At 58.5% G+C, this 26,681-nt stretch carries 15 protein-coding genes and 2 pseudogenes; 13 read left to right on the top strand and 4 right to left on the bottom strand.

Going from position 1 to position 26,681, the window contains the following annotated elements; genetic code table 11:
• Positions 1-789 precede the first annotated feature (789 nt).
• Together ABIA45_RS37320 and ABIA45_RS37325 are read left to right on the top strand one after the other, a co-directional pair.
• Positions 790-978: a response regulator transcription factor gene (locus tag ABIA45_RS37320; RefSeq protein WP_244431441.1), complete on the top strand. Its 189-nt coding sequence runs from the start codon at positions 790-792 to the stop codon at positions 976-978.
• 757 nt (positions 979-1,735) lie between these two features.
• On the top strand, positions 1,736-1,942 hold the full coding sequence (locus tag ABIA45_RS37325; protein ID WP_036030656.1) for a cold-shock protein: 207 nt from the start codon (positions 1,736-1,738) through the stop codon (positions 1,940-1,942).
• Positions 1,943-2,216: 274 nt separating this feature from the next.
• Here ABIA45_RS37325 and ABIA45_RS37330 read toward each other — a convergent pair whose 3' ends face one another.
• Positions 2,217-2,522, bottom strand: a complete 306-nt coding sequence (locus tag ABIA45_RS37330) for a hypothetical protein (protein ID WP_157785207.1) — start codon at positions 2,520-2,522, stop codon at positions 2,217-2,219.
• Between the two features lie 308 nt (positions 2,523-2,830).
• Between ABIA45_RS37330 and ABIA45_RS37335 the strand changes: the two genes are divergently transcribed.
• The 6 genes from ABIA45_RS37335 to ABIA45_RS37360 all read left to right on the top strand — a co-directional run bounded on the left by ABIA45_RS37335 (position 2,831) and on the right by ABIA45_RS37360 (position 10,387).
• Positions 2,831-3,055 (top strand): hypothetical protein, encoded by a 225-nt coding sequence (locus ABIA45_RS37335; RefSeq protein ID WP_370091154.1) that lies wholly within the window; start codon positions 2,831-2,833, stop codon positions 3,053-3,055.
• Positions 3,056-5,507: 2,452 nt separating this feature from the next.
• Positions 5,508-5,741, top strand: a complete 234-nt coding sequence (locus ABIA45_RS37340; RefSeq protein ID WP_244431437.1) for a hypothetical protein — start codon at positions 5,508-5,510, stop codon at positions 5,739-5,741.
• A gap of 7 nt (positions 5,742-5,748) precedes the next feature.
• Positions 5,749-5,958, top strand: a complete 210-nt coding sequence (locus tag ABIA45_RS37345; protein ID WP_050991938.1) for a hypothetical protein — start codon at positions 5,749-5,751, stop codon at positions 5,956-5,958.
• A gap of 1,030 nt (positions 5,959-6,988) precedes the next feature.
• On the top strand, positions 6,989-8,287 hold the full coding sequence (locus ABIA45_RS37350) for a glycoside hydrolase family 28 protein (RefSeq protein ID WP_404655407.1): 1,299 nt from the start codon (positions 6,989-6,991) through the stop codon (positions 8,285-8,287).
• A gap of 176 nt (positions 8,288-8,463) precedes the next feature.
• Positions 8,464-9,537, top strand: a complete 1,074-nt coding sequence (locus ABIA45_RS37355) for a pectinesterase family protein (RefSeq protein ID WP_081493857.1) — start codon at positions 8,464-8,466, stop codon at positions 9,535-9,537.
• A gap of 694 nt (positions 9,538-10,231) precedes the next feature.
• A complete protein-coding gene (locus ABIA45_RS37360; protein ID WP_157785208.1) occupies positions 10,232-10,387 on the top strand; it encodes a hypothetical protein in 156 nt (51 codons plus the stop codon).
• Between the two features lie 298 nt (positions 10,388-10,685).
• Here ABIA45_RS37360 and ABIA45_RS37365 read toward each other — a convergent pair whose 3' ends face one another.
• Entirely contained in the window at positions 10,686-12,515 is a 1,830-nt protein-coding gene (locus ABIA45_RS37365; protein ID WP_404655409.1) for an NEL-type E3 ubiquitin ligase domain-containing protein, read from the bottom strand.
• A 705-nt stretch (positions 12,516-13,220) separates the two neighbouring features.
• On the opposite strand from ABIA45_RS37365, the gene ABIA45_RS37370 reads away from it, so the two are divergent.
• Together ABIA45_RS37370 and ABIA45_RS37375 are read left to right on the top strand one after the other, a co-directional pair.
• On the top strand, positions 13,221-14,939 hold the full coding sequence (locus tag ABIA45_RS37370; protein ID WP_404655410.1) for an NEL-type E3 ubiquitin ligase domain-containing protein: 1,719 nt from the start codon (positions 13,221-13,223) through the stop codon (positions 14,937-14,939).
• Positions 14,940-16,209: 1,270 nt separating this feature from the next.
• Positions 16,210-18,459, top strand: a complete 2,250-nt coding sequence (locus tag ABIA45_RS37375; protein ID WP_244431438.1) for a hypothetical protein — start codon at positions 16,210-16,212, stop codon at positions 18,457-18,459.
• Positions 18,460-19,425: 966 nt separating this feature from the next.
• Here ABIA45_RS37375 and ABIA45_RS37380 read toward each other — a convergent pair.
• Positions 19,426-21,006: a carbohydrate porin gene (locus ABIA45_RS37380; RefSeq protein ID WP_240538235.1), complete on the bottom strand. Its 1,581-nt coding sequence runs from the start codon at positions 21,004-21,006 to the stop codon at positions 19,426-19,428.
• 29 nt (positions 21,007-21,035) lie between these two features.
• Between ABIA45_RS37380 and ABIA45_RS37385 the strand changes: the two genes are divergently transcribed.
• From ABIA45_RS37385 to rocF, 3 genes and pseudogenes are all read left to right on the top strand, one after another.
• Positions 21,036-21,341, top strand: coding sequence for a hypothetical protein (locus ABIA45_RS37385; protein ID WP_036015462.1), 306 nt, complete (start codon positions 21,036-21,038; stop codon positions 21,339-21,341).
• Positions 21,342-22,006: 665 nt separating this feature from the next.
• A pseudogene (locus ABIA45_RS37390) lies at positions 22,007-23,031 on the top strand (glycosyltransferase family 4 protein).
• A gap of 308 nt (positions 23,032-23,339) precedes the next feature.
• Positions 23,340-24,315 (top strand): annotated as a pseudogene (gene rocF, locus ABIA45_RS37395) (arginase).
• Positions 24,316-24,614: 299 nt separating this feature from the next.
• On the opposite strand, the gene hemN reads toward rocF, so the two are convergent.
• Positions 24,615-25,952: an oxygen-independent coproporphyrinogen III oxidase gene (gene hemN, locus ABIA45_RS37400; protein WP_036015459.1), complete on the bottom strand. Its 1,338-nt coding sequence runs from the start codon at positions 25,950-25,952 to the stop codon at positions 24,615-24,617.
• Between the last annotated feature and the right edge of the window lie 729 nt (positions 25,953-26,681).

Consider the following 26,681-nt stretch of genomic DNA (forward strand, 5'->3'; position numbering starts at 1 on the left):
TAGCTCAGCGAGCTGGCAATCGACAGACCAGACGCCTAGAGCCCCTTAAATCCTGAGCGCTGGGCGATTGTGGCGGAAAGGCCATCATGGGCTTCGATCAAAACGAGAGCTCATCATTCGAGCAGACCTGGGCACTAAGCATTTCGACAGGCGAGGGCCGCGCGCGTTATTGACCTGCGGTGGACCGAACGGCTCGTGCTTGATGCTGCATGTCTAAATCCTGTAAGCCGACCTAGATTGCCACCAACGTCGCTGCTCATATTTTTTCGGCGTGATGCCGCTCAATGACCAGCATTGGTACTTTATTGGGACCGCAAAGGCTTGCATGATCGCCATAGGATTGGCGCCGAACGCAGAGCTTTCGCTATGGGTTGATTGGCCTAGCGCCTAAGGCTGGAAAGAAGGGCTTCGGATGCAAAATGAATGACCTGGGTTCGCGAGCCCGTGCTACGTCCCGAGAGAGAATTCCCACACTCCTTCGGGGGGGAGGAGTGCTTAGGGAAAGGGTGATATCCGGCTCACATAGATTTAGAGCTCACATAGATTTTGACGCAAATATCGACAGTCACGGTTGTCGTAATGCCGCCGTCGGATTGACGACAATGTCGAAAGCCCGTCGATAGGGCTACAGCAGGATGGCAGCCTCGTGCGAATGGAACGGCAATCGCCGAAGAACTTGTCCTGATTCGCCGATACTTTGCCGGCGCCACTGAGTGGTATGGCGTTTGCTGATGCCATTCCTGTTCTCTCGAATCCAGGAGAAAATCATTGGCGGATGTGCAAGAGGTTGTGCTGTCGGGACGAGAAAAACAGTGCTTGCGATGGATCGAGCAGGGGAAGTCATCCTGGGAGATCGGAGTCATCCTGAACGTGAGCGAGAACACCGTCAACTTTCATGTTAAGAATGCGACGCGAAAGTTGGAAACCACTAGCCGGACGCAGTGCGTCGTCAAGGCGCGGCGTTTGGGTCTTCTTTAAGCCGCGGTTTCGGTGGCGCTGTGGCGAAATACAAGCAGACAGCGATGATAGAGGCGCTGATACTATGAACAGTGCGTGCTTCCATGTCATCGCTGATTGTTGCGGTGAGGCGCAACGCGGACAAGGTAATCAAGCTAACGGCGCACGCGCATCACACTCTTGAAACTGGACGGTCGGTGGGGTCCCAATGTCCGCCTCCGTTTGCCAGCCTAGCGGCGTATACGTGTCGCAAGCTAAGTGTGGTGGATCATAGCGGCTGGCGTGCTGAAACTGTGATCACCCAAACGCGGCTCGGACGGCGCGGGCCGGACCTTAAGTCGGCAATGATGGTCGGCAGACGCATTTCCAAAACACGTTGCTGGTAGACGTTGCACGAACTATGACTCTGCGCGCTTAACCAGTTCGGGTGATTCTCACGAAACGTTGCTGGCTTAGTGACCGATACTTCGCGGACCATCAATGCAGACGTCATGTTTTTTGGTTATTGGGGCGTGTTCGATGCGTGCAACTCTCTTGTGAACCGTTCGCCGCGGCAACTGAAGCGAAGGTCAAATCGTCATCCGGATCCACAGGCATCGAAGCGAAGTGCGGTCGCGTCAGGGGCTTTCTAACGTTTGCATATTGGGCGACAGCTAGGCGATCCGACAGAAAGATGAGACGAGACCTTCGCATCCATGCCGCGATGTTTTTTGCGGCTGCTCTTGATGGCCGGAAGACTCTTCGCTAGATCACAACGGTTCACTATGGAGGTGCCGACGTGGCAATGGGTATTGTGAAGTGGTTCAATCCGACCAAGGGTTATGGATTCATCAGGCCCGAGGATGGAGGCCCCGATGTCTTCGTGCACGTCAGTGCCGTGGAAAAGGCCGGTTACACCACTCTCGAAGAGGGGGCCCGCGTAAGTTATCAGCCCAAGGCCGGGCGTACGGGCAAGATCTCAGCTGAAGATCTCCGGGTTGGCTGATCCGAAAGCCGAATGACGTCTCGGACGAGAGCGGGGTCTCTGTCTCGGGGTGATGAGGATAGTTGTCAGCTAATGGTGAGGTCTTGCTGACGTGACCACTCCCCTTCTCAGCTGAAGCAACATAGCAGAGGCGTGCGCTGTCCAGGCATTGGGATTGCGACACCGGTGAAGCGCTGTCGGCGCAGAGCCGTCAGTCCCGTGACAAATAGTTCTCGGTGCGGGCTGATAGTGATTGTGGTTCGAGTGCGCTGATTGTTTCATCACGAGAGCCGAGCTAGAAAGGCGCGTCAGCATAGCGCCGCACCGTGCTCTGGCGCAGAGTCTGGCGCGTCTGCTTTGCCTGAACTGCCTGCTGAAGATGGTCCGGAACTTCTTGCCTGGCATGCGCCGCCTGAGGCACGAACTCGTCCTGGACCTCCATCAAAGCCGTCGGGCTCGACGCGGAGGATTGTCCACGCTCGGCTCCTTCTGTCAAGGACAGCACCGCTGCACCGGAGACTTTGCGAGAAGCTGACGGGCTTTGCCGCGGGCTACAAAATAAGACGATGCGCCAGTTGCCGCATTCGGTCTTGCCGGTCACGGGCTACCATAATCCTAAACGTAATTGTTCAGGACAACTGCCCGCCAGCTTACCAATCTTTTGTGAAGCCACTCCACCATTCCACAGAGCGCCCGTAAACCCCGTTCCGTGCGATGGTTTACGCGAACTCGACCCACATATACTTCGGCATGGTTGTCCGCCTCAATCCACGTGAGAGGCATGCCAGATCGTGCCAATTCTTGGACTCACAGATCTCACCGTTCAGTCACTGAAGCCCGGTCTGTATATGGACCGGAAGACGCCGGCCTTTGGCTTGCGTGTTCGCAAGAGTCGAAAGACCTGGGTCGTTGTCAAACAACCGCATCAATATTCGGCTGGGTCATTATCCTGACTTGAAATGTGCTGAAGCACGCCGCCGCGGCTTTGCCTCTCTCGGTACTCCCGTTGGAGAAGATGAAACGTCAATGACCTGGGTCAAAAACATGCTGCTTGATTTGAAGAAGCCAATCGATAACGCAAGCGCCAAGGAGGGCGGAGAGACATCGAAAATGATGGGGCTAAGGCGCCCATGAACTCATTTTCGTGCTTTGCGTTACGACACGGATTTGCGCCTGCAGCATGATCGTACCATACGCTAGCTTGCGAGTAATCAGCGGAGTTCGGCCTATGCGCGCCGCGACGTCGCGCCCCTTGAGGCAGTCACTCTGCACGCTAAAGGTCCATTAGGATTACAAAATTCCACTGCTGAGCAACTGCCCCCCTGGAATTGGTAGAGCCAAGTAGGATTGCCATCTTTCGCAACGCGGCTTTTGTTGTCGATGCACAGCTTACTGTCCGCGATACTCAGAATAGTAATTCCCATCGCTGCTTGGGATCGGCAGGGTTGTAGACTGCAAGCGTCAGCGGTACTTCCGGAGCGATGCGATCGCCCTTCCTGTCGATTGCGAGCTTACCTGCACTTGAGTTCAACGTTGATCCGCGAATGTCGGGTTGCAAACATTCTGCGTCCTGATGGACATGGAGACAGAACAAGATAGGCCACACTTCACAAGTATACACAGCCCAAGCGAGGTACAGCAGCGTTTTGGAAGAAAGGCACGGTGCTTGCTTGGGTGCGGTGAGCGTCACCGGTCTTGCAGGGACTGTGATGCTGGGGCGGGCCTGAGATGTTTCAAGGCTATTTCGGGCTCCGCCCCGTTACTGCTCGCGAGGCAACATGAAGCAACGTATTCGAGCGGCTTCAGCGGCTATCGCGTTCGCTCATGCGCTCGGTCGCGAAGTCCTCAGCGTATACGAACAAAGGCCGCAGGTACAACAGAATCAGAGTCCGCGTAACCGGGAGCATAACAAACGGTTACGACTTCGAAAGTGAATGCCACATCGCCGGTACGCTACCGAGCATATATCACTTCGGTGCGGAGTCGCATTGGCTACTGAGGCCCAAGTGCCCAGGAGTCTACAGCGGCCTTGATTATTGCACCTCAACCCCCTTCCCCGTGAGAGTAACGGACAATGGTGTCCAGATAGTCGATTGGCGGAGGAATTCCTTCACATACAACGTCTGGTGGGTGGTCCGCGCAATAGAAGGAAGCCGACGATGGAAATTGTGCTAGCAATTGGCGCTGTACTCGTTTTCACCGCAATCACGGTCGCTTGCCTGTGGGCGCTTGGAGCCCGGCGTGGCTGAGTATTTTGGTGAATGAGCCCGATGGAGAAAGGGTTGTTACCATGCCGCTCCTTCTCGTTGAATTTCTGTGCGGTCCGGATTGGGCTGACGGACCCCCAAGCGGTCGTGCTGTTGTGGGTTCGCGGTCGGCTACAATTGCCTCCCTCAGTTCTTCGTCAGTGAAGAACTCGGGGACAAAAAATCGCGATCTGTTCTTTGACGGACGGTTCGCGTGCGCGACCATGGATCTTCGGAGGGCGGTCTCGCTCCCGCAATGAGCAGCTCCACCGTGCTCGCGAGTATCAATTGCGGGAGATTTCGGAGGTCTTGAGCCTCGCATCGGGCAGGCAAGCGAGAACGCGCTATGAAGAGTGAAACCGAAACGCTGTTGACATTCGAATATTGTCCGGGCTCCAGGTCGACTTGAGCTTGGCGTATTCGGACGCGAGTGCTTGACTCACTGTAGGCTCGACCGTTCAATCTCCCACGCCATCCAAGATGCCCATGCTGACTGAGGGTGAGACAGTCCGTTCCGAGCGGCGCAGTTGCGTAGCATCGCGACGTAGAATGCAAGCGGGTCACGAACTGATCTTCGACCAGGCTGGGCCAAACGCGGCTTCGGAGTTCAAGCGTGAGATCAGTATCGTGAACAGCCGTGGCATCAGATTGCGAGGAGCCTCCAACGCTCTTCTGCATTGGGGATCGACTGCCGATCAGCCGCACAGCACCGTCACTCTGGCGTTAACGCTCGCCACTGTGGCTCACGCCACAACGTTTTGTGCAAAAATGGTGGGAGCACTCTGGCCGACATCGGCTGCCGGAGCGAGCGCTGCTAAAGGCTCGTGGTTGCGGCTTTCGCTCTCTTGCTCAAGACATCGGTTGTTTCAGTCGCGACAAGTAGGGTCGCCGGCAGCCAGATGGCGCGAAAAAACCTACATGATTCTGTCTATGAAAATGCTCGAGGGCATTGGCATGTCGGTTGCTTGAATGTGTGACGGCACCAATTTGGCCATGATATTCCTTCAGCACCCGATCCAGGTATTCAATTGAAACGTGCCCACTTCATCGATGGCAGACGTCTCCTGATGCACTTTCCAAAACGCGTGCCAGCATCGCGAACTCTGCTACCTTCGGATTGCCGTTTGCTTTGCCGGCCAGAATCCCCCCCCCCGACTGTCCTGCAACGAGCTCGCGACCAATGGCGGTCCTCAACAAGGTGGCGCACACCGAGGTTAAGACGTTACGCTTCTGGACGATCGTTTGCGCCACCTTTAACCCGTGGCTCAAGCGCCCGTATCGGCGAGATGCCAAGCCTGGGTTCTTGGAGCTAAGCGGCGGCCTTGCATCGGTGGTCACACATGGCCAATGAGCTGTTGCAGGAGGATTGGGATCCTGAGAAAATAGTCAGGCAGAAGGACGAGCTCAAGGTCAAGCTGCTTCGTGCCCAAGCGGTCGTCGCCGAATGTAAGGCAGGATTGGCGGATTTGGAGCGGAGGCTTGAGCGTCGAGCGATCTCATTGCCGATCGATGAACGCCACCGCAACTCTGCGGCAAACAATTCAATACGTGACGCGCTACCGCGCGAACCGTGAAGCATCGATGATCCTGTTGACCAGGAAGCTGCCGTGGCGTTTTCCAGGCGATCATGAGACCATTAAAGCTGCCGTAACCCACGTTAACGGCGAGAATACCGACCGGCTTGCGAGGCATCATTTTTACGAACCCCGGGCGGGCGAACTGCGGCCTGCCGTTATGCCGGGCGTTTTGGTGATCGCGGTGCGTTGGGCCGGCGGATGGGGCGCGGAGTAACACCACATGTGGGACGTCTCCCTGCGGTGTTGACCAGAGCCTCCTGTCTGGAGGGCTGCTCACGCAGATGTCTGGATTGAACGTCAAGAGCTGTCCCCCTTACTCAGGGCCAGTTCGGTCGTTTTATCCGGCCGTAACCTCGTCAGCTTTTCGAAAGCTTCTCCGAATACGGATATACCCATTGATCCTGGACGGGAGGCGGGCGTGCACTCGCACAATTTCGACTATCCAGTGCTGCCCCTCCGCCATCGGTACAGCACGCCGGACTAAACGATCAGCAGCCGAAACTGGCGGAAGAAGATGCCTTTGAGCTGCAACTGAATACAGCGCGCGTGGCAGGCCTTGCCTCGATGCCGCCGGTCGAAATCCGCCGTCGAATGTCTCGCGCGCGGATCATGATTACATTCACGAGATGGTGAGCGGTTCCAGTACTCGTCGGAAACTCTCACCATCTACGGCTGAAAAGTATCTTCAGATGCTTTAAGGTGGCGGATTTTCCCGGCGAGGGCGGCAGTCGCTCCAGGCCAGTGATGACAGCACACTAAACCAGCTCGCCAACCCGGTGTTCAGGAGAACAAGCACACAGGTATGGCTTTCCGGACGCTTCAAGAACAGCGCGGAGGTTCAGCAGCAGCAGCCGGGGTCAGGCGCGCGTGAGTGCCGCGGCTTCGGCGGGTACTGGGCCAATTTTGCTCCCAGTGAGGCTGATGCGCCGCTCATCGAAATCGTTATCAAGAGCAAGCACTGGGCGCCGACGACTTTCTAGATGCAAAAAAGCCGAATCTGGCGACCCGCTTGATTGGCGCGAGAAGGCCGACCATTGACGAAGCTGTCGGATTTTGAACCATCGCATGACGCTTCGTGTTTTTTGCGCATCTGCAAAGTGCTGCTGCGCAGGTGCACGGTCCGGGCCTCTGCTGCGTCTTATAAATGTCATCTTGCGCGCGCCAGTGACGCGCGCGGCGGCTAGATCGAGCCAGCGGCTCGATACCGATGGGGCGTGGATGCCTGACAAAGCACGAGGAGGTCGATGACGAAGCGTTTTCGCAACTTGGCCCTATTGTTCATACTCACCTCCATCGTTGTCTTCCCCGCCGCGAAAGCGCAAGATCGCCGGACTATCACCGAGCCTGTTGCACCTCATAGGGTGTGCGAGCGCCTCGTGCCGTCTGGCAAGCAAGATACGACCACGTTGCAAAATGCCATCGACCAATGTTCTTCCGGGGCCGCCGTGTATTTAGGGCGTGGCGAGTTCCGGTCGGGCCCACTCGAGATGAAATCGGGTGTGACGTTATGGGTCGGACGCGGGGCGACGCTGATCGCCATCCCCGAACCTGCTGCTTACGACAAGGGCCTCGGACAATGTGGTCGTATTGCGGAAAAGGGCGGCGGTTGCCGGCCATTCATCAGCTTTTCTAGAACGCGCGGCGGTGGCATCTACGGAGAAGGCATCATCGATGGTCAGGGCGGCGCAATAATCGGCGGCGGCGCGGAAACCTGGTGGCAGCTAGCGCGCCGCGCTCAAGCCCAGGGCGGCAACCAGAACGCCCCGCGCTTGATCCAAATCGATCATGCGCAGGACATCACTTTCTCTGGTGTCACCTTGCGCAACGCTCCCAACTTTCATGTCGCGATGAACCGGGTCCAAGGTGCCACGTTTTGGGGCCTCCTAATCGATTCACCGGCGGATGCGCGCAACACCGATGGCATCGATCTTGGCGCGAGTCAGGATGTGACCATTACCCGCAGCTTGATCCGTACGGGTGACGACAACGTCGCAATCAAGGCCGGCGACAATGGCTCAAGCAGTCATATCTCGATCATTGATAATTATTTCGGCTGGGGGCATGGCATGTCGATCGGCAGTGAGGTGAATTCCGGGGCCAGAGACATATTGGTGCGTAATCTGACGCTGGATGGTACGACGTCCGGCCTGCGCATCAAGAGCGATGTTAGCCGAGGCGGTCTGGTCGAGAGCGTGACTTATGAGTACGTGTGCCTGAGGGGCAACCGGTGGCCGCTAGCTTTCGATACAAAATATGATCCGCGCGCACAAGGCACGAGAATTCCGGTCTATCGGCGAATCGTTCTCCGTCATGTGCATGGCGACACCGGTGTGTTGCTGATGCGCGGCGTAGACGAGGAGCATGCACTTGACGTGACACTCGAAGATGTCCGATTTGCCGATTCCGCCACTTGGCAAGTTGAACATGCGAACGTCACCGCAAATCCCTCTGACGTATCACCGCCGCTGCCCGGACGAGCTGCAAAACCGCTGCTGCGCGGCTCGGAGGTATGTTCCGGGGCGTTCCGCAACAGCGATCGGTAAGCACTACATCCGGCGCCGAACTCGGGTGGTGAGTTCAGAATCTGCGCCAAGATTACTGGTGTTGACGAAGGTCGGCCTCACGTCCGGACTTGTTTGCAATTGTCTGACGGTTTGCAGGGCCGGGAATGCGAAGGTGACGTGGAGGTTCTGATTTGGCGCGAAAAAATGAGTTGCCCATGTGCGGCGGCTATCCCGCAGAGATAGGCTCTGTCGACTGCGTCGAGGTGCCGCTGACTCAACGAAGTGTAGGAATTTTCGTTCATCCTGGTGCACTTCTGACGGGATGTTTCTGCATCTCGTCAGCATACGCTCAGCCACTGTTGGTGTCGCATGCCGAGAATGCAGCCTATCACTCCGTGCAGCAAGCTATCGACGCATTGCCGGCGGAAGGCGGAGATGTTCGGATCGCGCCGGGTATCTATCGTGAGAAGGTCAAAATCTCCAAATCCGGTGTTCATCTCTCAGGGACTGGTGGCGAGCCGGAGCATACCGTCATTGTGTATGGCGACGGCGCGATCAATGTAGGAGGAACCGCCCGGTCGGCGACGCTGGATGCCACTGGCGATGACTTCCGGCTCGAGAACTTGACCATCCAGAACGACTACGCTCTCAACCCGGCCAATCCACCCTCGCAGGCGGTTGCACTATCCCTTACCGGAGACAGGGACGTCGTTACGCGCGTCCGCCTGCTCGGCGCCCAGGACACGCTGCTTGCCGGCAAGGGTCCAAACGGCAGAATGTCACGTCAATACTTCTCGAACTGCTACATCGAAGGGCATGTCGATTTCGTATTCGGCAACGCCAAAGCCTGGTTCCGGAAATGTGAGTTGCACGGCATCGCCAACCAGGCGGTCGTCTTTACCGCTCAGAGCAAGGCAGCACCGAACGAGGACAGCGGCTATGTTTTTGATCATTGCACTCTAAGTGCCGACCCTGCCGCACGCGATATCGCGCTTGGCCGACCCTGGCGGCCGTACGCCACAGTGGTCTTTCTGTCGACGAAGATAGATGCGCAGGTTATTCCCGAAGGTTGGCGCGAATGGGATAGGGGCAAGACCAACAACTTGAGCACGAGCTATTATGCCGAATATAGATCCTTCGGGGTCGGGGCTAACCCCTCAGGCCGCGAACCTTACTCCCATCAACTGACCGATGTGGAAGCCGCGAGATGGTCCCTGACAGCGTTCTTCGGGGGTGCCACAGATTGGCTGCCTGCGGAACCATATCGATGGAAGACAAAACAACGCTGACGGTGAGGGAGCGACGGCGATCCTCGGATAAATGACGGAGAGAGCGGACATGATGGAGAGTGGTATCCAGCAACCAAACTGCCGGGGCGTGAGAGGGGCAGGGCGTCGGCTGTCACTCCAAGCTTAGAGGAGCTCGTTAAGACGCTCCATCGCTCGCGGCGGGATGCGATCATCCGGTTATCCCGCCCTTATTGGCAGCCTGTCCAACTACCCGTCGAAGATTGGCGCCAATGGGCGTAAATCGAATGTGAGGCCAACATCGCAGCTCGATTTAATCGAATGCACAAGCGAGCGCAGAAGGTCATTCTTCAGCTCAGATGAAGGCAAAGTCGGCATAAATTTCTCGTCAGGCGCCGGCCGTCTGCATTCAAGATAACATGGTCAATCGACTCCCTCTCATGTCAAGTGCCGCGCAACATTTCCAGGTGTGCCGATGGCCGTTTTCATCAAGGAGAGCTCTGTTGCAAGAGCATGCGTTCATCACGGCAAGCAGACCTGCATGGGGCCGGTGACGGGGTTGTAGCGGCTCTTCCGTCGTCGGCGGGCTTGCCCAGCGAACCGATTCAAATGGCTCCGATAGCCGGGCACCGCGATTACCCAACGCCCCTTAGGCCAGCGGCATATTGCAGCGGGCGTCTCGCGCGATCCGCGATGGGGTCTTTACGGGCATACGCGTAGCCCTGTCGGCGGTGCCTTGAAGCTTGTTCCCGAAGGAAGGTCCCGAACCGTCTTGGAGCAAGATTACCAGCACATGGTTGATGACGGGCTGTTGCTCGATGTGCCGGACACGTTTGACGAATTGATGCGCCGCTGCGCGAAGATCGAAACGCGCGCGAATAAGCCAGCTTGAACTCTTAACATTGCAGGCGTGTCCGATAAATGTGTACTGGCGTGCTCCGCATGGAGAGTTGGTATGACTGACGATCCAGTCGTTGCGCATAGGAGCCTCAGTAGAGAGCTAGCAGCCAGTCTACTCCAAGCGTCGACCTGACCTACATCAAACGGCAGCATGACAGACAGGAGCAACGCCGGTCTCTCGATCGGCACTCCGCTGCACTCGCTGCGCATTACGCGTTCCTCTCGGCCCCCAAACCGGTGTACGAGAGGAACGACAACAAAATTAACAGCATCCTACGGCAGAGGGGGCTTCAGAGCGCGAGGCCGTGCTCAATGAGCACCTTATCTCTTAGGGCGCCCTTGATCTCACGGGCGATTTCTTTGCGAACTGCGGCACCCAACACTCGCTTGGCATCTTCGACGAGGCCAGCTTCAGCCCCGGTCAGGCCTTGATCGGCGAGCTGTTGCTCCATTCGGCTGTCGAACTCCTTTCCCATTGCACCAATGAGCTGGTCCTGCGTCTTGGCATGCTCTTCAGGTGCGATGCGGCGAATCACATCGTCCCAAGGCTGCCAATCCATTGCCAAATAGTCGGCAAATTCGGCCGCCTCGCTCTCCCGCACGGATGTCTCTGCCCTGTCAACGTCAGAGTCGGTAACGCCGGAGACTTCAAAGAAGCGCATGTCCGGCGCGACGTGTTGTAGTCCCAGCCGCTCGCGCAGTTTGCTCTGATAGGCAAGAAAGACTTCAACGGCGTCGATGTCTTCTACGTTGTCGACCGAGGCGAGCGAGTGAGCCTTATCGCGCGCGATCGCCTCGAGCGCGTCCATGCGGAACATGACGCGCCCCAATTCGATGAGATCGGCAAGCCGTGCCTTGTTGTCATAGAGGCCGTTCTCGACTTCCGCGATGAGGCGCGCGGTCTGCATTCCGTTCCAGGTTAATGTTCTGCGGTCCTCGCAGCTCTGGTTGGCATCCCATGCCAGTTGAAAGTACTGGGCACGCAATTGCGGGTTTTTTGCCGCCTGACGCAGATCATTGGCCACCGATTGCCGGAACCCTTCATTGCCAGAGCTGACGGACTCGAACAGCTTGGCGAGGAAAAGCCCGTATTCCCGAGCGCCCGGCTCTTCTGCAAAGTTCTGCCAAGCGGCAAGCACCTCCCGATCGTCCTCCTGTGGATTGCCCTTCAGCCATTCTGCAACTGTTTCAGCTAGAGCGTCCGCCTGCTCATCGTCTGTCCCGGACGATTCACTTTCGTCGTCGTGCGAAAGGTGGACAGTCGGGCCGACATAACCCTCCGCGCCTAGGATTGCCCCCAGGTTCGCCAGCACCTGCTCAGATAGCGGATTTTCAGTCAGAACTAGGGTGCCACCATCGCCCAAGGCGGTCAGCAGGTTCTCGGGCAGACTGGTCAAATGGTTTTGGCTTACGTCGAGAAACCGGAGCGAAGCTGGGAGAGCCGGCGGCAGATCCGTCAGTTGATTTTGGCTGACGTCGAGAAACTCGAGCATAGCAGGGAGCGCCGCCGGTAGACTCGTCAGCTGATTATCGCTGACGTGGAGAAATTGGAGCGAAGCAGGGAAGGCGTCGGGTAGGTTCCGCAGCCGATTGTAGTTGGCGGAAAGAAATTGGAGCCCGGCAGGCAGCACGGCAGGTAGGCTCTCCAGCCGGTTCGAGTTCACGTCGAGGCCTCTGAGCCCGCCCGGGAGCACGGGCAGGCTGCTCAACTGATTGCCACTAACATCAAGACGCTGGAGCGAAGCCGGAAGTTCGTCAGGCAGATTGGTAAGCCGATTGAAGGGCACATCGAGCACGACGATCTCGCTTGGAAGTCTGGGCAGACTGGTAAGGGACAGCGACTGGAGATCCAGCGTGGCGTCTTCACCCAGAGCATTGACCCGCCTTGCCGCTTCGTCCCGGTCCTCGAGGAGACCCACGTGCTGTTCAGAAGCCCAATTCTCAAGGGTCTCGTCTGCTTCGGTCACCGCATGGCTTGAATGCCCGGAGTTTGCTGCGAAACCCGTCACGAATGCATCCCACTGTGCCGCCCCCCGCCCGTCTTCCGCCCCCTCTTGTTGGGAAGATGCAGAAGGAATGCCTCCGTCAGGCCGAATCTGTCCTGTCTCAAAAGGATCCATTTCACCTCCCTTACCACACCGGGCCAACTCAGCCCGTGACAACACCATCTAGGACCTAGGACACTTCTCTTTCGACAAGCTGACGGTCCTATCGCAGTTACCGCAGCGATGGCATCGAAGCAGGCATAATTTCGGTGCAACGATTTGGAACTGTGAATCCATGGCGGCCCGTTAGCTCCGCCTACACGTTTCCGCGCCGACGCGGCAGCGGCTTAAACATCGAGCCCGGGGCGCGGCAACGGTGCGTTACCTCAATGGCAGGCAGGGATCCCTTTTCGGCCGAGTCCGTGAAGAACGAAGAGCGGCAGGCGCTCGAACGCTCACGTCCGCGGCCCGTCCTTTCACATGCCAAGGCAATCGGTGCAACGCTGGTCTTTGCTACGGGTGGCAAACCGAGTGACTTGGGCGTTTTTGCAGCGAGACTCGTCAGCTGATCGACAGGTGGCCGTGCTAGCGGCAGAACGCTTTCACGTTAGCGGTCCTCTGGATCTATCGGCCAACGGAATGGCAGCAAACGTTGCAGCAGCAGCGATCCATTCGCCGCCTCCAAATCGTGTGAAGCTGAACCGCCTTCGACCAGGGCGGGCCGCCGCGGGCGCACGTGCGCCCGCTCGAATGATTATTGCGCCAGCGCGCAAACTCCTGCTCCGCGGCCTTGCGCAGCGGCACGCGGATTTCTTAGTTTCTGGCGAGGCAGATAAGGTGATGGACACAGGACAGGCACAGCGGAGCGCAGGTTCTGCCCCGGATAATTTTGAAGAAGGGGAGCGGGAAAGCTACCTCGGCGGCTTCAACCGCGCCTTGGCAAATTTGGTCGAAAGCTTGACAGGGTATCGGACCCCCAGCTCCGCGCGCGCGCGGATCCTGGACGAGTGGGTTGGCGAAGAGGGGCAGGGCTCAGCGGAGAACCGCGGACAGGGGCGCTCGCGAATCAGGGCTGCGGACAACATGCGCTCGCACTTGGTCGATTTGTCATCCCTGTCCTTAACCGCTTTGCCCGACGCCCTGCCGCCGAGACTGCTGAACCTCCGCGCCATGCACAACGAGCTAGGCAGCCTGCCCGCTAGCCTCCCACCTGGTCTCCACGAACTTTTAATTAGCCACAACCGGTTGACCAGTTTGCCGGACGCTCTTCCGGCGAGCCTCTATCGCTTAGAGGTGAGCGATAACAGGTTGACGAGTCTCCCAGATAGCCTCCCGGCGGAGCTGGGGATCCTGAACGCAAACAACAACCGACTGACTAGGTTGCCCGACGCTCTCCCGAGCAGCCTCACCTCGCTCGAGGTTAGTGGCAATCAGCTGACCGAACTCCCCGAGTCCCTCCCATGGCGGCTCGTTGAGCTCGATGTCAGCAGCAATCAATTGGCCAATCTCCCCGAAACCCTTCCGAGCTGGCTTGAATCGATCGATGTCAGCGGTAACCGGCTGACCAGCCTGCCCGAGGATCTCCTACCGGGGAGTTTGAGCCATCCGCTGCAGAACGTCGAGTTCGGTAATAACCCATTCCCGGACGAGGTCCGCGCTCACCTCGCGGCCCCCCATCTTGAGCAGCTGCCTCTGGACGAGGCTGCCGCGCACTGGCTCGCGGACGATCCGACGGCGCTAGCCGAGTGGCAGCACTTTGCGGATGAGCCTGGCGCCCAAGACTACGCTAGGTTCCTAGAAAGGCTACGTGGGACCGTCAACTATGGCAATCACGAGTTTCGGCAGGCCGTGGCGGACGATCTGCGGCAGGCGGCGACCAATCCGAGATTGCGCGAGCAGTTTTTCACACAGGCTTCTGAAGCCAACGCGAGTTGCGAGGATCGTGTTACTCTGCACTGGAACGGTATGCGGAGCGCGCGCCTTAATGCTGACGTCGAGGAGGGGGTGTATGATGATAGGCTCGGCCAACTCATCCAGCGCGGCCGCGTTGCGTTCCGCCTGGACGCGCTGGAAGGGATCGCGCGCGACAGGGTCAACGCGCTCCTCACTCTCCACCCGGACTTAGACGACGTTGAAGTCTACTTGGCCTATCAAAATCTTCTTCGCGAGCCGCTGGAGCTGATTCACGTCGCCCCTGACATGCGCTTTCTGACGGTTTCTCACGTGACATCTGATGATGCGGCGCGCGCACTGGACTCGGTTCGCGAGCAAGAAGCGAACCAGTTTACTGACTACATGGCAACCCGCTGGCAACCGTGGGAGACGGTGCTGAGGCGAATCGCTCCTGATGAATATGAAGCGATGCAGGACCAGCTCGTCGAAGCCATGGGCGAGGAGTTTCAAACCCGCTTGGATCAGCGACTGGCCGAGCACGGTCTTCTAGGCGATCCGGATGCCGAGCGGGTGCTCGGAGCCCAAGTCCGAAACGAGCTCGCCACCGAGATCAAACGCGATGTCATGCACCGTGTGCTGGCCGAGCGTGGCGGCCTCGAACTCTGAGGTCTCATCACGCGAGATATATCTATCAATGCTCTGTGGCGGAGCCAAAAATCGGTCAAAGCCTCGCCAATTGCCGCGAAGGTGCTTTTGCACGTTGGAAAAATGCGGGCCTTTCGGTCTTGGCGATCGATGAAGGCGCGCCCGCAAGGCACATATCTGCGTCAGCTCAACAGCTCCTCCGGACCAGAGCTCCATCAGTCGAAAAGATGTTGAGCAGACCAGACAGGGCGCTGCCGCGGCCAGCCAGATCGTTTGACGTGGGAGTTAACTGTTCGTCAGATCTAGTTGAATTCGAGTCCTTCCAGCGAGATCCATCTCGCCAAGCAAGTGTTGGAGTACCGTATTCGTAGCTTACGATGGCCAATCCGTCATCCGGGCGAAGTCGTTCACGCGCCTGATCGAGGCGCTTCCAAGACTGCTCGACAAGCCTTGCGGTTCCGCAGTCAAGGGATGAATGAAGTCTGCCGGATTTTGATTTGCCGAGCTGGCTTGCCAAGCTCATCCTCGAACTGCGCGCTGCCTGTCCGCTCCCGAGCGCCGAGAGGCGCTCGGGATGACTGCTGAGAACTCAGGACAACCTGCACATCTTTTTGAAAAAGCTGTCTGGGCGATTTGATATCTGAAACTCGCTGTTCGTCTCGTCTAGGCGACTACGCTCCCTCAAGGGCAGCCCTATGTGATCCACGTCTTCCGGGAAGCGGGGGATACGCCGTAAGCCTTCGAAAGGGACGTTCTGCATTCGAGCGAAAGCGCCGGACCTGGTAAACCGCAGTAGGCCAATTCGGTCCCTCACAAGCGCAGCCGAAAGCAACAAAATGGAAGTCCAGGTTACCAGAACGCCCCCGGTCTGCGTCCATGAGAGGTCGCTGTCCGTCATTGAAGAGCACCCGCAGGATAAGCTCAGCGCCAAAGTTGATGCGAAGGAGGAGAAGATGCTCGTCACGCCATGACCTTAGACATTGTTAGCGGCTGAGTGAGTTCCGGGCCTGATGCTTGAATTCCTCACACGATCGGCAGGACGATCCATTGGTATCATCGGCTTACGAAATTCGTCGACTGAACAGGCCGGGCGAAGAGGTGCGAAAAAATTGGAGCGCCTGTCGCCAGGCAGCGGCCGATGCGAGGCCGTCAATCGCGCAGCAATGTCCTGATCTCGTCAGCTTTTCGAAAGGTTGCGGCTACAACAATCCACAATCTGTTTCTTGCTAGACGATCTGCTACGAGGCCGTACCGATTGCTGTCGGGCCTATACAAACATGAGGAGAGCAGGGTGGATCCGGTTGACCCATTCTTCGATTCAGGAGCCTGGATGCGGGAGTACGCCGCCCTGCAAGAGCGGACCGCGCAGCGGGGAGACAACCAAAGGGAGCACGGTGGTTTTGAACGGCGGCTGGAGGATTTGAGTATCGATCCGTCAGATAAAAGCAACTCAAGCTCGCCTGATCGGGCTCCCGCAGGAGGGGGGCGAGCAGTCCGGCGGGAGGATTTCGGCGGTTCGATGCGGATGCCGCCGGACTCCGCTTTTAGGGAGAGTGCGCTGGGCGGCACGCGGCGGAGCGTAGACATTCCCAGCTTCCAGCTTCCCGCTTCGGCGCAAGTGCCGCAGTCCGGCTTGCGAGATGATCCGTTCAGCAGCGCGCGCTACAGCTTTCCAGACGCAGAGTCTGCCGCGTCGGCCAAGAGCGGAAGAAGCGGCGGATTATGGTCACGCTTCAAGTCGGGAATCGGTAAGGCTTTTGGCGGGAGCAGCAGCGAAAAGTACTCGCGCAATGCGAGACAGGGGGATGCCTTTTCCACGACTTTTCGCATTGACTATGCTCGCCAGCCAGGTCGGACGCGCGCTGTCCCAGAGGAGGACGAGGTGCTGATAAGAGATTTCAGAAACAAGGCCGCGGGTAACCTCACCGACGGCACGATCAAGAATGCCGCAGCCGATTTGCGCCATTTGAGCGCGCGCCTGAGCACCGCCGGCAGGCCCTCAATTGCGGATCGAATTCAACGGGAATCAGAAAACGCGCAGCAGGACAACCCGGAGGTGGAAAACCATCAGCTGGAAGCTGAGCTGGATGAGGATGTCGATACCTACGCAAAGGACAGAAGCAGACGCATCAAAGCGGCCTTGAAGAAGCTCCGTGAGGTCGGTGCCGGAAACGCGCTGGCGCCTGATCTCCGCCGACTGGCCCCTCACCGCGCGGACGCAATCCTCATCGACATGTGGTCGGCGGCGGAAAAGGCGGCGCACAGGATCGAGCCGGAGACGATCGACAGGCAAGCTCGCCGCATGTATAGGCTAAGTGAGTGGCTGCAGATGCATGATCGGCCGGCAATGGCTGGCAGACTTTCCACCCCAGCCCTTGACCGGGATGTCGAGGAATACAGGCGCGAAACCAAGGACGGCAAGATCAAGCCTGATCTAGTCAAGCTTGGCCAATACGAGCAAATCCTGGAGGCGAACAGGGCGCTTGGATTGCCGCCTCCTGAGGATCCGGGCCAGCCTTCTTGGGAAGCTGCTCGACAGCCGCACTCACTGCAGGAGCCTCCTGCAACGCCAGCCACCCCGAGCGCGGGAGCCTGGGATTGGCTTGGCGAGCAGATCCATGGGCCCACCACATCGATGCGAGCGCCCAGCGATTGGCAGGCCGGTTCGTCGCAACAGCTTCCCGCAGCACCGGCAACGCCGAGCGCGGCAGCCCGGGATTGGATTGGCGAGCAAATCCACGAACCCGCCTCACCAGTGCCAGCGCCGCACTGGGCCGCGCAAGCTCATCCGCCGCTCGAGCTTCCTGCTACTCCGGCCACCCCGAGCCAGGGAGCCTGGGCCTGGCTTGGGCAACAGATGCAAGAACCCGCATCGCCGTCATCGGTAAGGCCCCGATCCTCAAACATCTACGGCGGTCTCGACTCCTTCGTTGATCTGGATCCACCCACACCGCACGATTTGCGTGACGATGCGCGCTCTGCGCCAGCACCTGAATTTGCAGCCACCTCGTGGTTCGCAGGACCGCCGGGGCCGGCTGCGGAGCTGCGGGATATCGGAGCGATCGTTGGCGCCGACTGGCGCCACGGCTCCAGGGCGGCTTCAGACGTGTTGATCGACGTATTGAGCAATATCAATCTGCTGCCAAACCAGTTCGGGCCAAGTCAGTTTGCGATCAATGGGGAGCGCTATTCCGCGACTGTCGGGCCGGAAGGCCCCATGGATGTTCGCCTGATCCATCACCCGCGCGCTGGCGGGATAAACGAAGCTGGCCCATCGCAGCCCCTCTATCGTCCCCCGCAGATCGTCAGGGCCGCGCGACCCGACGAAGGTACAGTCGATCTTGGCTATTTGATTCGGGGCGGATGGGAGCACCGGGAGCGATTCCTGCCCGATTACCTTGTCCGCGTCCTTGAAGGCCAGCGCATCATGCCGGAAGTTGGGCGCCCGACCTATTTCGCTATCCGTGGAGTGCCTTATAGGGGCGAGTTGGTGGAAAGCGCGGGACGTCGGCGCGTTCGCGCCTATCCCGAACGTGGCTGAAGAATCAAACTTGGCTGCATTTCCAAATGCTCGGCGGGCAGTTCGCGCGCGGCCTTCGCTCACGTCGCGCTTGATGGGCCATGCATCCAGTCGATGTAGATTGCAGAGCTGAGGCGGGACGTTGGCGATGGTGCTGGCGGTCGGTTTATCGTGCTACAACTCCAATGCTCGTACTCAGACACGAGGTTGGTCTCGAAGACGACTGTCTCTCGCCAACGCCGTGTGCACCCCGATCGATAGGGCCCTCCTGCGACGCTTACCCGAGGGTTCCTCCCGAGAGCTCTGCTCTGCGTCGAGCTCCCCTCGAGAACTGCTCCTCGTCAACAGTAAACCCTTCAGGATCAACGAAAAACGAGAGGCCCAGGGGATCCTCCCATTGCCGCTGAACCTCGTCACGTAAGTCCTTTCGAGCTGCTGAAGCTCCTTTGAAGGAACGGAACATGGCAATGCTATGGATTGGTCGCCCAGATGATCCAGTAGGCAGCGAAGCTGCTCTTAAGAAGCTGCTCTGGACCGACAAGGACCTGTCTTTCGTGGAGAGCCGACGGTACGGGCGTATTATCCTGCCCACCCTGATGCTCCTCTTGCCGGTTAGCCTCGTGCGGCACGCGGTTCTGCACAGGGGCGCCATCGATGCGTGTCCGTGGGTATGGCGTCTTGGAGAATTGATGAGAGTCCGGTTCTGTGGGGGAAGAATTGAGATTAGCGCGAGTGCGCCTTGGACGCACGATGGGCACGACGCCCCCCGTCGAGCGAAAGGTCCGTAGATACTTTAATGCTTCAACGAGTCTGTTGCTATTCGCGTCCCCGCTGAACTGGCGCACGTCACCGCCGGGTCAGCGACTTTCCGTCAAGCCGAGCAACAATGCTTGGCTAGCGCAGATGCGGCGGATCCTTTCAAAGAGATCGCCAAGCTCAAGTCCCTCGGGTCACGAGGAGTTGGTAGCAGAATGGCGGTTGCGATGATCAGAAGAATACCAACGTAGATAGCAACAGATTGAGCGCGTCTTTAGTCTGGGGAGTGTGCGTGATGCTTGTCGGGTTATGAATGTATGACAGCCCCACCCCTGCATATATTCCCGGAGCGAGATGGGCGGTATATGTTGCGGTGATTGCTGTTGTTTCGCGATGCGCAAGCTGCCCTTTGGCGAGGGCGGCATCCACCGCAAAGTTGCTCCAGCTCGTGTTGCTAGCAACGAGTGCAATCAGATCACTGGGCCGACTGTCAAATGCTCCCCTCGCGTAAAGACGAAGCTCGCAATACCGGCTGATCCTGTTCAGGTCCGGCGGAGCTTCCATAATGGAGAAGCCGCCATAGATGCCGCGAGATGGGATCCCATCGGGGTCGTTCTGCCAGAACTGCCTGTCCGCAGCGATGTAGTGAAAGTTATTCCCGCTTTCCCTCCCTCGCTTGGGATCCGTCAAACTCGTGTACCGGCTGCTGTTGAAACCAACGCCCGCCCGCAGCCAGGTATCGGGTACGCCGGGAGCTGCCTTGCTCTTGTAGCCGGCTTCATCAATGAGAAGAATGCCTGCGTGGGGCGTGCTCCAGTTCAAACCCGTGGGATTCTCCGTTATCTGGACATAGGGACCATCTGGACTAATTGAGCGCTGGACCGAGGCCTTGTTGTACAAGGCACGGGCAAAATTGTACTTCAGGTTGACCGCAGGCGTCGGTGCGGCATTGGTGCTCATGCCCCCCTGGAACAAGGCAGACATGTTCGATCCTGTAATCCCTCCGAACAATGTGCCGGTGAATTCATTTTGGTTTCTGAGATAGCCAAGTTTGAGTTCTAGCGTCCTGTCGAAGAAAGTCTGGTAGTAGGCGAGCGTATTGAGCCCCACTCGATCTGGTCCCGCGCGATCCCACGTCCAGTGTTGCTGCTCGGCCCCTAGTACAATTTGTCCGTCGGAAATGCCAAACCGGCTGAGATCGTAGGTGACGATCATGAAGTTTGCCGACGCGAATGTCGGATTCTGGCCCATATAGAGCTGGTTTTCGATCGTGCTTCTGGCGGCATTCGGCAGCAGGTTGTTTGCAAAGCTGTTGTGTGTCCAGCCGATGTAGCCGATGCCGACATCTGCAAGCGCCGATCTAACGCCGCCCTTGTCCTGATCGATCGTGTCCGCAGCGCCAGGTATGTTGAACCACACCCCTTTTTCACGCAGATTATCGTACCGTGCGAAGGGATCGACCGTCTTTTGCGTTCTTGTCTGAGCAGCTCTGTCCGCACCAGCGTGCTTTTCGAAAGGCGCACCGGGACTTGGCGCTGGCGCCGGGGCAGGAGGGCTGATTGCCGGGTCCATCCGGAGCTTTTCGGCCGGATCAGAAGCCTTTCGTCTTTTGCTGGCCTGATCCACAGGGTGGCTACTAGGATCAAACCCGCTGGCGGTTTGTGCCAGTACGGAATTGTCGACCAGATAAGCTGCGAGCGAAACTGCGATGACAAGCCAACGTTGCTTTCCCCTCGGCTTTAAATGGATGGAAAGTGCTCTGGCCGCCGGGTATCCCCACGGCAAACTCGTCTCAAGAAAGTAATCACGCACGGCGCACCTTGCTTCCATCTCTGCCGGCCATGAACAGATTGCGCAGCGGCCTGATTGGCCAAGAGCTCAGCGTTTTCGCGTTCGAGAGCGAGGGAGGCGAGCTGGATCTCGATCGTTCCGACAAGAACCATCCACGCTTTGTAAAGCTGTTAGATCGCGACACGATGATCTGCTTCGCAACCATGCCTATGAACGAGGCCGGTGCGCCGAGGGCCAGCCCCGCGCGTTGGTTCATCGAGGTGCTAAGGAAGAGCGCGCAGCGACTCGCTGTCATGGATGCAAAAGCGTTGCGAATGTCCCGCTTGCTCACCGTGAGTCAGCCGATTTGGCGCTGAGGCCAGGCTTCACGAAGCGCTTCATTGGTATCGTTGTCACGGAAACACGAGACAGTCGCCAAGCTCGCCGAGGCGCCTTTGAATTTGCGCGTCCGGCAATCACACCACAAAGGTCTAACCTGATGGCCCAGGAGGCCGGAGGAATCAGCGATCGAGCAACTTTGCCGCCTACCCGCGAGCAGTTGCTGGCTCTGTTACCGCGGCTCTCACGGCAAAATCTGTGTTGCATCCGAGTCCCTTGACGTGCGCGGCGTTCGTTGATCACGCTTGCCATGTATCCGTCATCTCAAACAACCCGCCGGAATTGGGAGTTGAACAGTTTGCAATGATAGCTGGTCCAATCGGCCATTCCGGCTCGGCCGCTCAGCCGTTGTGCCTATGTGGCGTGTGCCGGATGAAGTTTGTGATGTCGCAAGACGGAGTCTCGCAGTTTTGGTGACGCCGCTTGTCCTCGTCGTTTCAGCGCGCAACTTGATCGATCTGTTCGGCAATCGCGTGTACTCAAGCCCTGCGAGGACTCGACGATCGAACTCGACGGCTACGGATATCGCTGGTTTCGAGTCGACGAATGAGCGCACTCCGACGGATATACGCGACCTTCGCCGGGCCCTTGACTGAATCTCGTCGGTCTGCCGCGGGCAGCAAGCGCCATGGGGGAGTTACTGATGAAGATAGCTCAGATTGCTTCGCTCGCCGAAAGCGTCCCACCAAAGCTCTATGGTGGAACGGAAAGAGTGGTCGCCTGGCTCGTCGATGCACTCGTCGAACTCGGGCAGGATGTCACCCTCTTTGCGAGCGGCGATTCCGGGACCCCCGCCACACTTTTTCCGGTCTGGCCAAAAGCACTTCGCCTTGGGCGACCACGCTCAGACCCGAACGCGGCTTTGGCTGCCCAACTGGAAGCAGTTTAGGATTGCGCAGACCAGTTCGACGTGATTCACGCTCACATCGACTGGCTACATCTGCCCATCCTCTATCGCGCAGGAGTGCCATTTATCACGACGATGCACGGCCAGCTGGATCTGCCGAGATTGCCGGCCGTGACCAGCAAGTTTCCAGAAGCTTGCTTCGCATCCATCTCGGATAATCAGCGCATTGCGCTCGCCAGCGCAAACTGGTGCGGAACGGTGTATCACGGTCTGCCCATGCACCAGTTCGGCGCCTCATTTGCTGCCGGATCGTACCTGGCGTTTCTCGGGCGCTTGACCGCCGAAAAAGGCCCCGAAGATGCGATCCGCATCGCGCTCGCCGCCAGGATGCCGCTTCGGATTGCCGCCAAGGTCCGTCGCGCCGAAAGTGGGTATTTCAGAGAGAAGATAGAGCCTCAGATTGACGGCAAACAGATCCAGCTCGTCGGCGAGGTAGATGACGATTCGAAACAGCCGTTCCTTGCAGGAGCCGCTGCTTTGCTCTTCCCAATCAGGTGACCCGAGCCGTTTGGATTGGTGATGATTGAGGCGATGGCCTGCGGAACGCCAGTCATTGCTTACCGGTCCGGTTCGGTGCCCGAGATTATCGAGGAAGAGGTGACAGGCTTCATCGTCAAAACGAGGACGAAGCAATTGAGGCTGTGTCGCGGCTTGGGCAAATCGATCGAGGGCGCGTCCGCGCGCGCTTCGAAGAGCGCTTCACGGCAGAGCGAATGGCACGGGATTACTTGCGCCACTATCGCGCCCTCTTGGTCCGGTAAAGCTGGACATCCTATGTATCGCTTTGGGTCAACGGCTCTGTGATCTACACCAAAATCGGTCGGGTCGGCGCTCCTGAACACTGCATCACAAAGTGGTTAGATGAAGCAGGGATCTTTCTTCGTTGGTAGGATACCTTGACCATATACTCATCGGCCACCGAATTTAGCGGCGACGCTCGGCCATGCCGGGTTGGGACGTGGATTGCGGTATCTCCGTGCTCAAGGGTGCGACCTCCAGGCGTGTTGATGGAAGCCGGCACCTTTGGCTATCCGCGCTGGGTCAACCTTGCTGATGTCAGGAGGCAGCCGTGACCGATCGGACCATGACGGATCGAGCCCGGCGTATCGCCTTGCTTGGTGCTCCCATCGACATGGGGGCTTCGCAGCGCGGCACCTTGATGGGGCCTGCGGCGCTGCGCACTGCCGGCCTTGCGACATTGCTGGAAAGCCTTGATTTCGAGGTCGTCGATTATGGCGATCTGTCCGTCGCCGACGTCCGGGATCTCACCGACAGGCCGCCCGAACAAGCCAATCATTACCGCGAAATCCAGCGCTGGACCCGCGTTCTGAGCCGCAGAGGCTATGAGATCGCGACGACCGGTGCGCTGCCGATCTTTCTCGGCGGCGATCACACGCTGTCGATGGGGTCGGTCAATGCCATGGCGCGGCATTGGCAGGAGCGCGGCCGCGAACTGTTCGTGCTCTGGCTCGACGCCCATGCCGACTACAACACGCCGGAGACGACGCACCGCGAACATGCACGGCATGTCAGCCGCGTTCCTGTGCGGCGAGCCCGGGCTCGACGGCCTGCTCGGCGACGATCCGCGCGCTTCGATTCTCCCGGACAAACTCGATCTGTTCGGCGCGCGTTCGATCGACAAGCTCGAAAAGGAGCTGATGCGCTCGCGCCGGATCAGGATCGTCGACATGCGCCAGATCGACGAGTTCGGCGTCGCCGTCCTGATCCGCCGCGTCATCGAACGCGTCAAGACGAGCGATGGCGTGCTGCATGTCAGCTTCGATGTCGATTTCCTCGATCCTTCCGTGGCGCCGGGCGTCGGCACCACCGTGCCGGGTGGTGCCACCTATCGCGAGGCGCACCTGATCATGGAGCTGCTGCACGATTCCGGCGTCGTCGGATCGGTCGACATCGTTGAGCTCAATCCTTTTCTGGACGAACGCGGTCGGACCGCGCGCACGGCAGTCGAGCTGATCGGCAGCCTGTTCGGTCAGCAGATCACCGACCGGCCGACGCCGAGCAACGCCATCGCGCCGGGCGAATGATGGCCGCCATGCCTGCAGCACTTCCTGCCAAGACCAAGCAAGAGCCGCCCGCCCGTCCATCCTTGCAGAGCCGTCCGCAGGCCAAGCGTTCGGCAAGGCTATTGAGACGAGCGCCCGGACTTGCCACTCCGGCGCGGCTAAAGGCCGGGCCCTCCCGCGCAACCGATCGAGGGGGCCGGAGCGGCGGAATCCGCTGCGCTTCTCTCCAATCAGCTCTCTTCTGATCAGCGCTCGCCGATTTGAGGCTGTATCGAACACCGCCGCTCCTTAGATGTTTGGAGTCTGCTCACATGCGTGGCTTAGCTAATAGGCGTACGGTCGAGATAAGTGTCGAATGCGGCAGCGACTGCACGAACGACAAACCGATGCTCCTGCTTGACCCGAATTAAACCCCCTTCAATGTCCACTATCCCGTCTTCGGCAAGCATTCCCAGCCGGCCTGCGGAATTGAGAAGAGGAATCGGATCAAATCCGTGAGCAGCACAGATCGCTGGTATGTCGGCCTGCAAATCGCACATTAGACGCTCGATGATTGCGGCGCGGAGGCGATCTTCGGCCGACAGCCAATAGCCTTTTGAGATTGCCAAGCGGCCGGCCCGAACGTGTTCGGAATAGGAAGTGGTCGCGATCTCGTTCTGGACGTAACCCTCACGCAAACGGCCGATGGCGGACGGACCTAGGCCGATTACGGTTTTGCAGGTATCAGCCGAATAACCGAGGGAGTTGCGGCGCAGTCGACCAGCTTTCTGCGCCAGGGCGAGCTCGTCGTTGGGCAGGGCGAAATGGTCGAGCCCGATCTGGTGGTAGCCGGCCGAGACCAGGGTATCTGCAATGGCCGCGGCTTGCTCAGCGCGGGCAATATTGTCCGGCAGCGCCGTCTCATCGAGATGGCGCTGACGTTTCATATAGGAGGGGACGTGAGCATAGCCGAAAACCGCAAGCCGGTCTGGCCGCATGGCCAGAGCTGTCCGCGCTGAGTCCACGCAGGACCGCACCGTTTGATGCGGTAGTCCGAAGAGAAGGTCGAAATTGATGCGGCTTATCCCATGCTGGCGTAGACTTTCGACGACAGAAGCCGTTAGCACCTCGCTCTGCAGGCGGTTGACCGACCTTTGAACTATAGGATCGAAGCTTTGCACGCCGATGCTTGCGCGGTTGATCCCGGCCGATTGTAACGTTTCGACCATCTCGGGCGTGACCCCACGCGGATCGATTTCTATGGCGATGGTAGGTGATCTTCTGAACGCAAAGCAGTGGCGCAGGAGTTCCATCAAGGCGAGAAAGTCGCTCGGTGCAATGGTGGTCGGCGTCCCGCCGCCGAAATGCACGTCGCTCACCGGCAGAGCGCGCGGCACTTGCTCCGCGACCAAGCCTATTTCCTCTCGCAATGCTGCCAAGTAATTGCGGACCGGTCGCTCGCTGCGAGTAAGGCTTGTAGGGAAGCCGCAATACCAACAGATAGAGCGACAGAACGGAACGTGGATGTAGAGCGATACGGGCTCGTCGGGCGGCAGTCGCCTCAGCCATGTCTCACAAGTCTCGACACCGACCATCGCGGAGAAATCCCGTACGGTTGGATAGATGGTGTACCAAGGCAGGCGAGCATCGCAATACCTGTTCAGAAGGGAGGTCTGCAAGTCCTAACTTTCCAGTGCTCAGGCCAGCATAAAGCTGACGAATACCCTCTCTAATGTCTTTGCGATATGTCAAACCCGCCTAGTGGTTTCTGAGATCTGGTCCCGTTTTCGACGCGACTGCAAACGCGGCTTAGGGGCAGGGTGAGGGAGTGAGACTCGCTCGTTGGCGGCTATCTGAACGTTTAGGATATGAATTTCTCGTGCGAGCACGCTCGAAGCGGCTAGTCGTGCCCGACGAGCCTGCGCGGCGTTCAATCGCTCATACAAGGGCACGTCGTTTCCACATTCGCTGAGGGCTAGTTATTCTTGCGACGAAAACAGGGATTGCAGCTCTCACCAGAAGCAGCTGAGCTTGCCGCAGATTTTCAAACCGGTGTTTCCAAAGGCCGATTTGATTGCTCACAGGGTTCAACGGATGCCTCCCGTCAAAGGCCGGCGTGCCACGGAGACAAGTTGCTTGATGGATGACAGCGAGAGGAGCGCAATAGTACAACGTGACGCGACGTGCGATTCGAGTCCGTCGGCGCTGCCGACGAAAACTCGCTTTGATCTCTAGTATCGAACGCATAAGCCTCAATTCCGCCACGCTGCTTGTCTCATTGCCACAAGCATCATCACGGATGTACTGATGATGTTGGGGCGAACCCGGCGCACTTTCAGCCCCCCGGCCGAGTGCGTCGGGGCGCCTTGGTTTGGCGGCGTCTCGTTGCTGTCTAATGCAGCTCACCA

Origin of the sequence: Bradyrhizobium sp. USDA 336, assembly GCF_044908355.1 — a bacterium.
GTDB lineage: Bacteria > Pseudomonadota > Alphaproteobacteria > Rhizobiales > Xanthobacteraceae > Bradyrhizobium > Bradyrhizobium yuanmingense.

Coding starts and splice junctions, on each gene's coding strand:
- ABIA45_RS37340 (WP_244431437.1), top strand. CDS start 5,508: ATGGCCAATGAGCTGTTGCAGGAGGATTGGGATCCTGAGAAAATAGTC.
- ABIA45_RS37345 (WP_050991938.1), top strand. CDS start 5,749: ATGATCCTGTTGACCAGGAAGCTGCCGTGGCGTTTTCCAGGCGATCAT.
- ABIA45_RS37350 (WP_404655407.1), top strand. CDS start 6,989: ATGACGAAGCGTTTTCGCAACTTGGCCCTATTGTTCATACTCACCTCC.
- ABIA45_RS37355 (WP_081493857.1), top strand. CDS start 8,464: ATGTGCGGCGGCTATCCCGCAGAGATAGGCTCTGTCGACTGCGTCGAG.
- ABIA45_RS37365 (WP_404655409.1), bottom strand. CDS start 12,515: ATGGATCCTTTTGAGACAGGACAGATTCGGCCTGACGGAGGCATTCCT.
- ABIA45_RS37370 (WP_404655410.1), top strand. CDS start 13,221: ATGGACACAGGACAGGCACAGCGGAGCGCAGGTTCTGCCCCGGATAAT.
- ABIA45_RS37385 (WP_036015462.1), top strand. CDS start 21,036: ATGAACAGATTGCGCAGCGGCCTGATTGGCCAAGAGCTCAGCGTTTTC.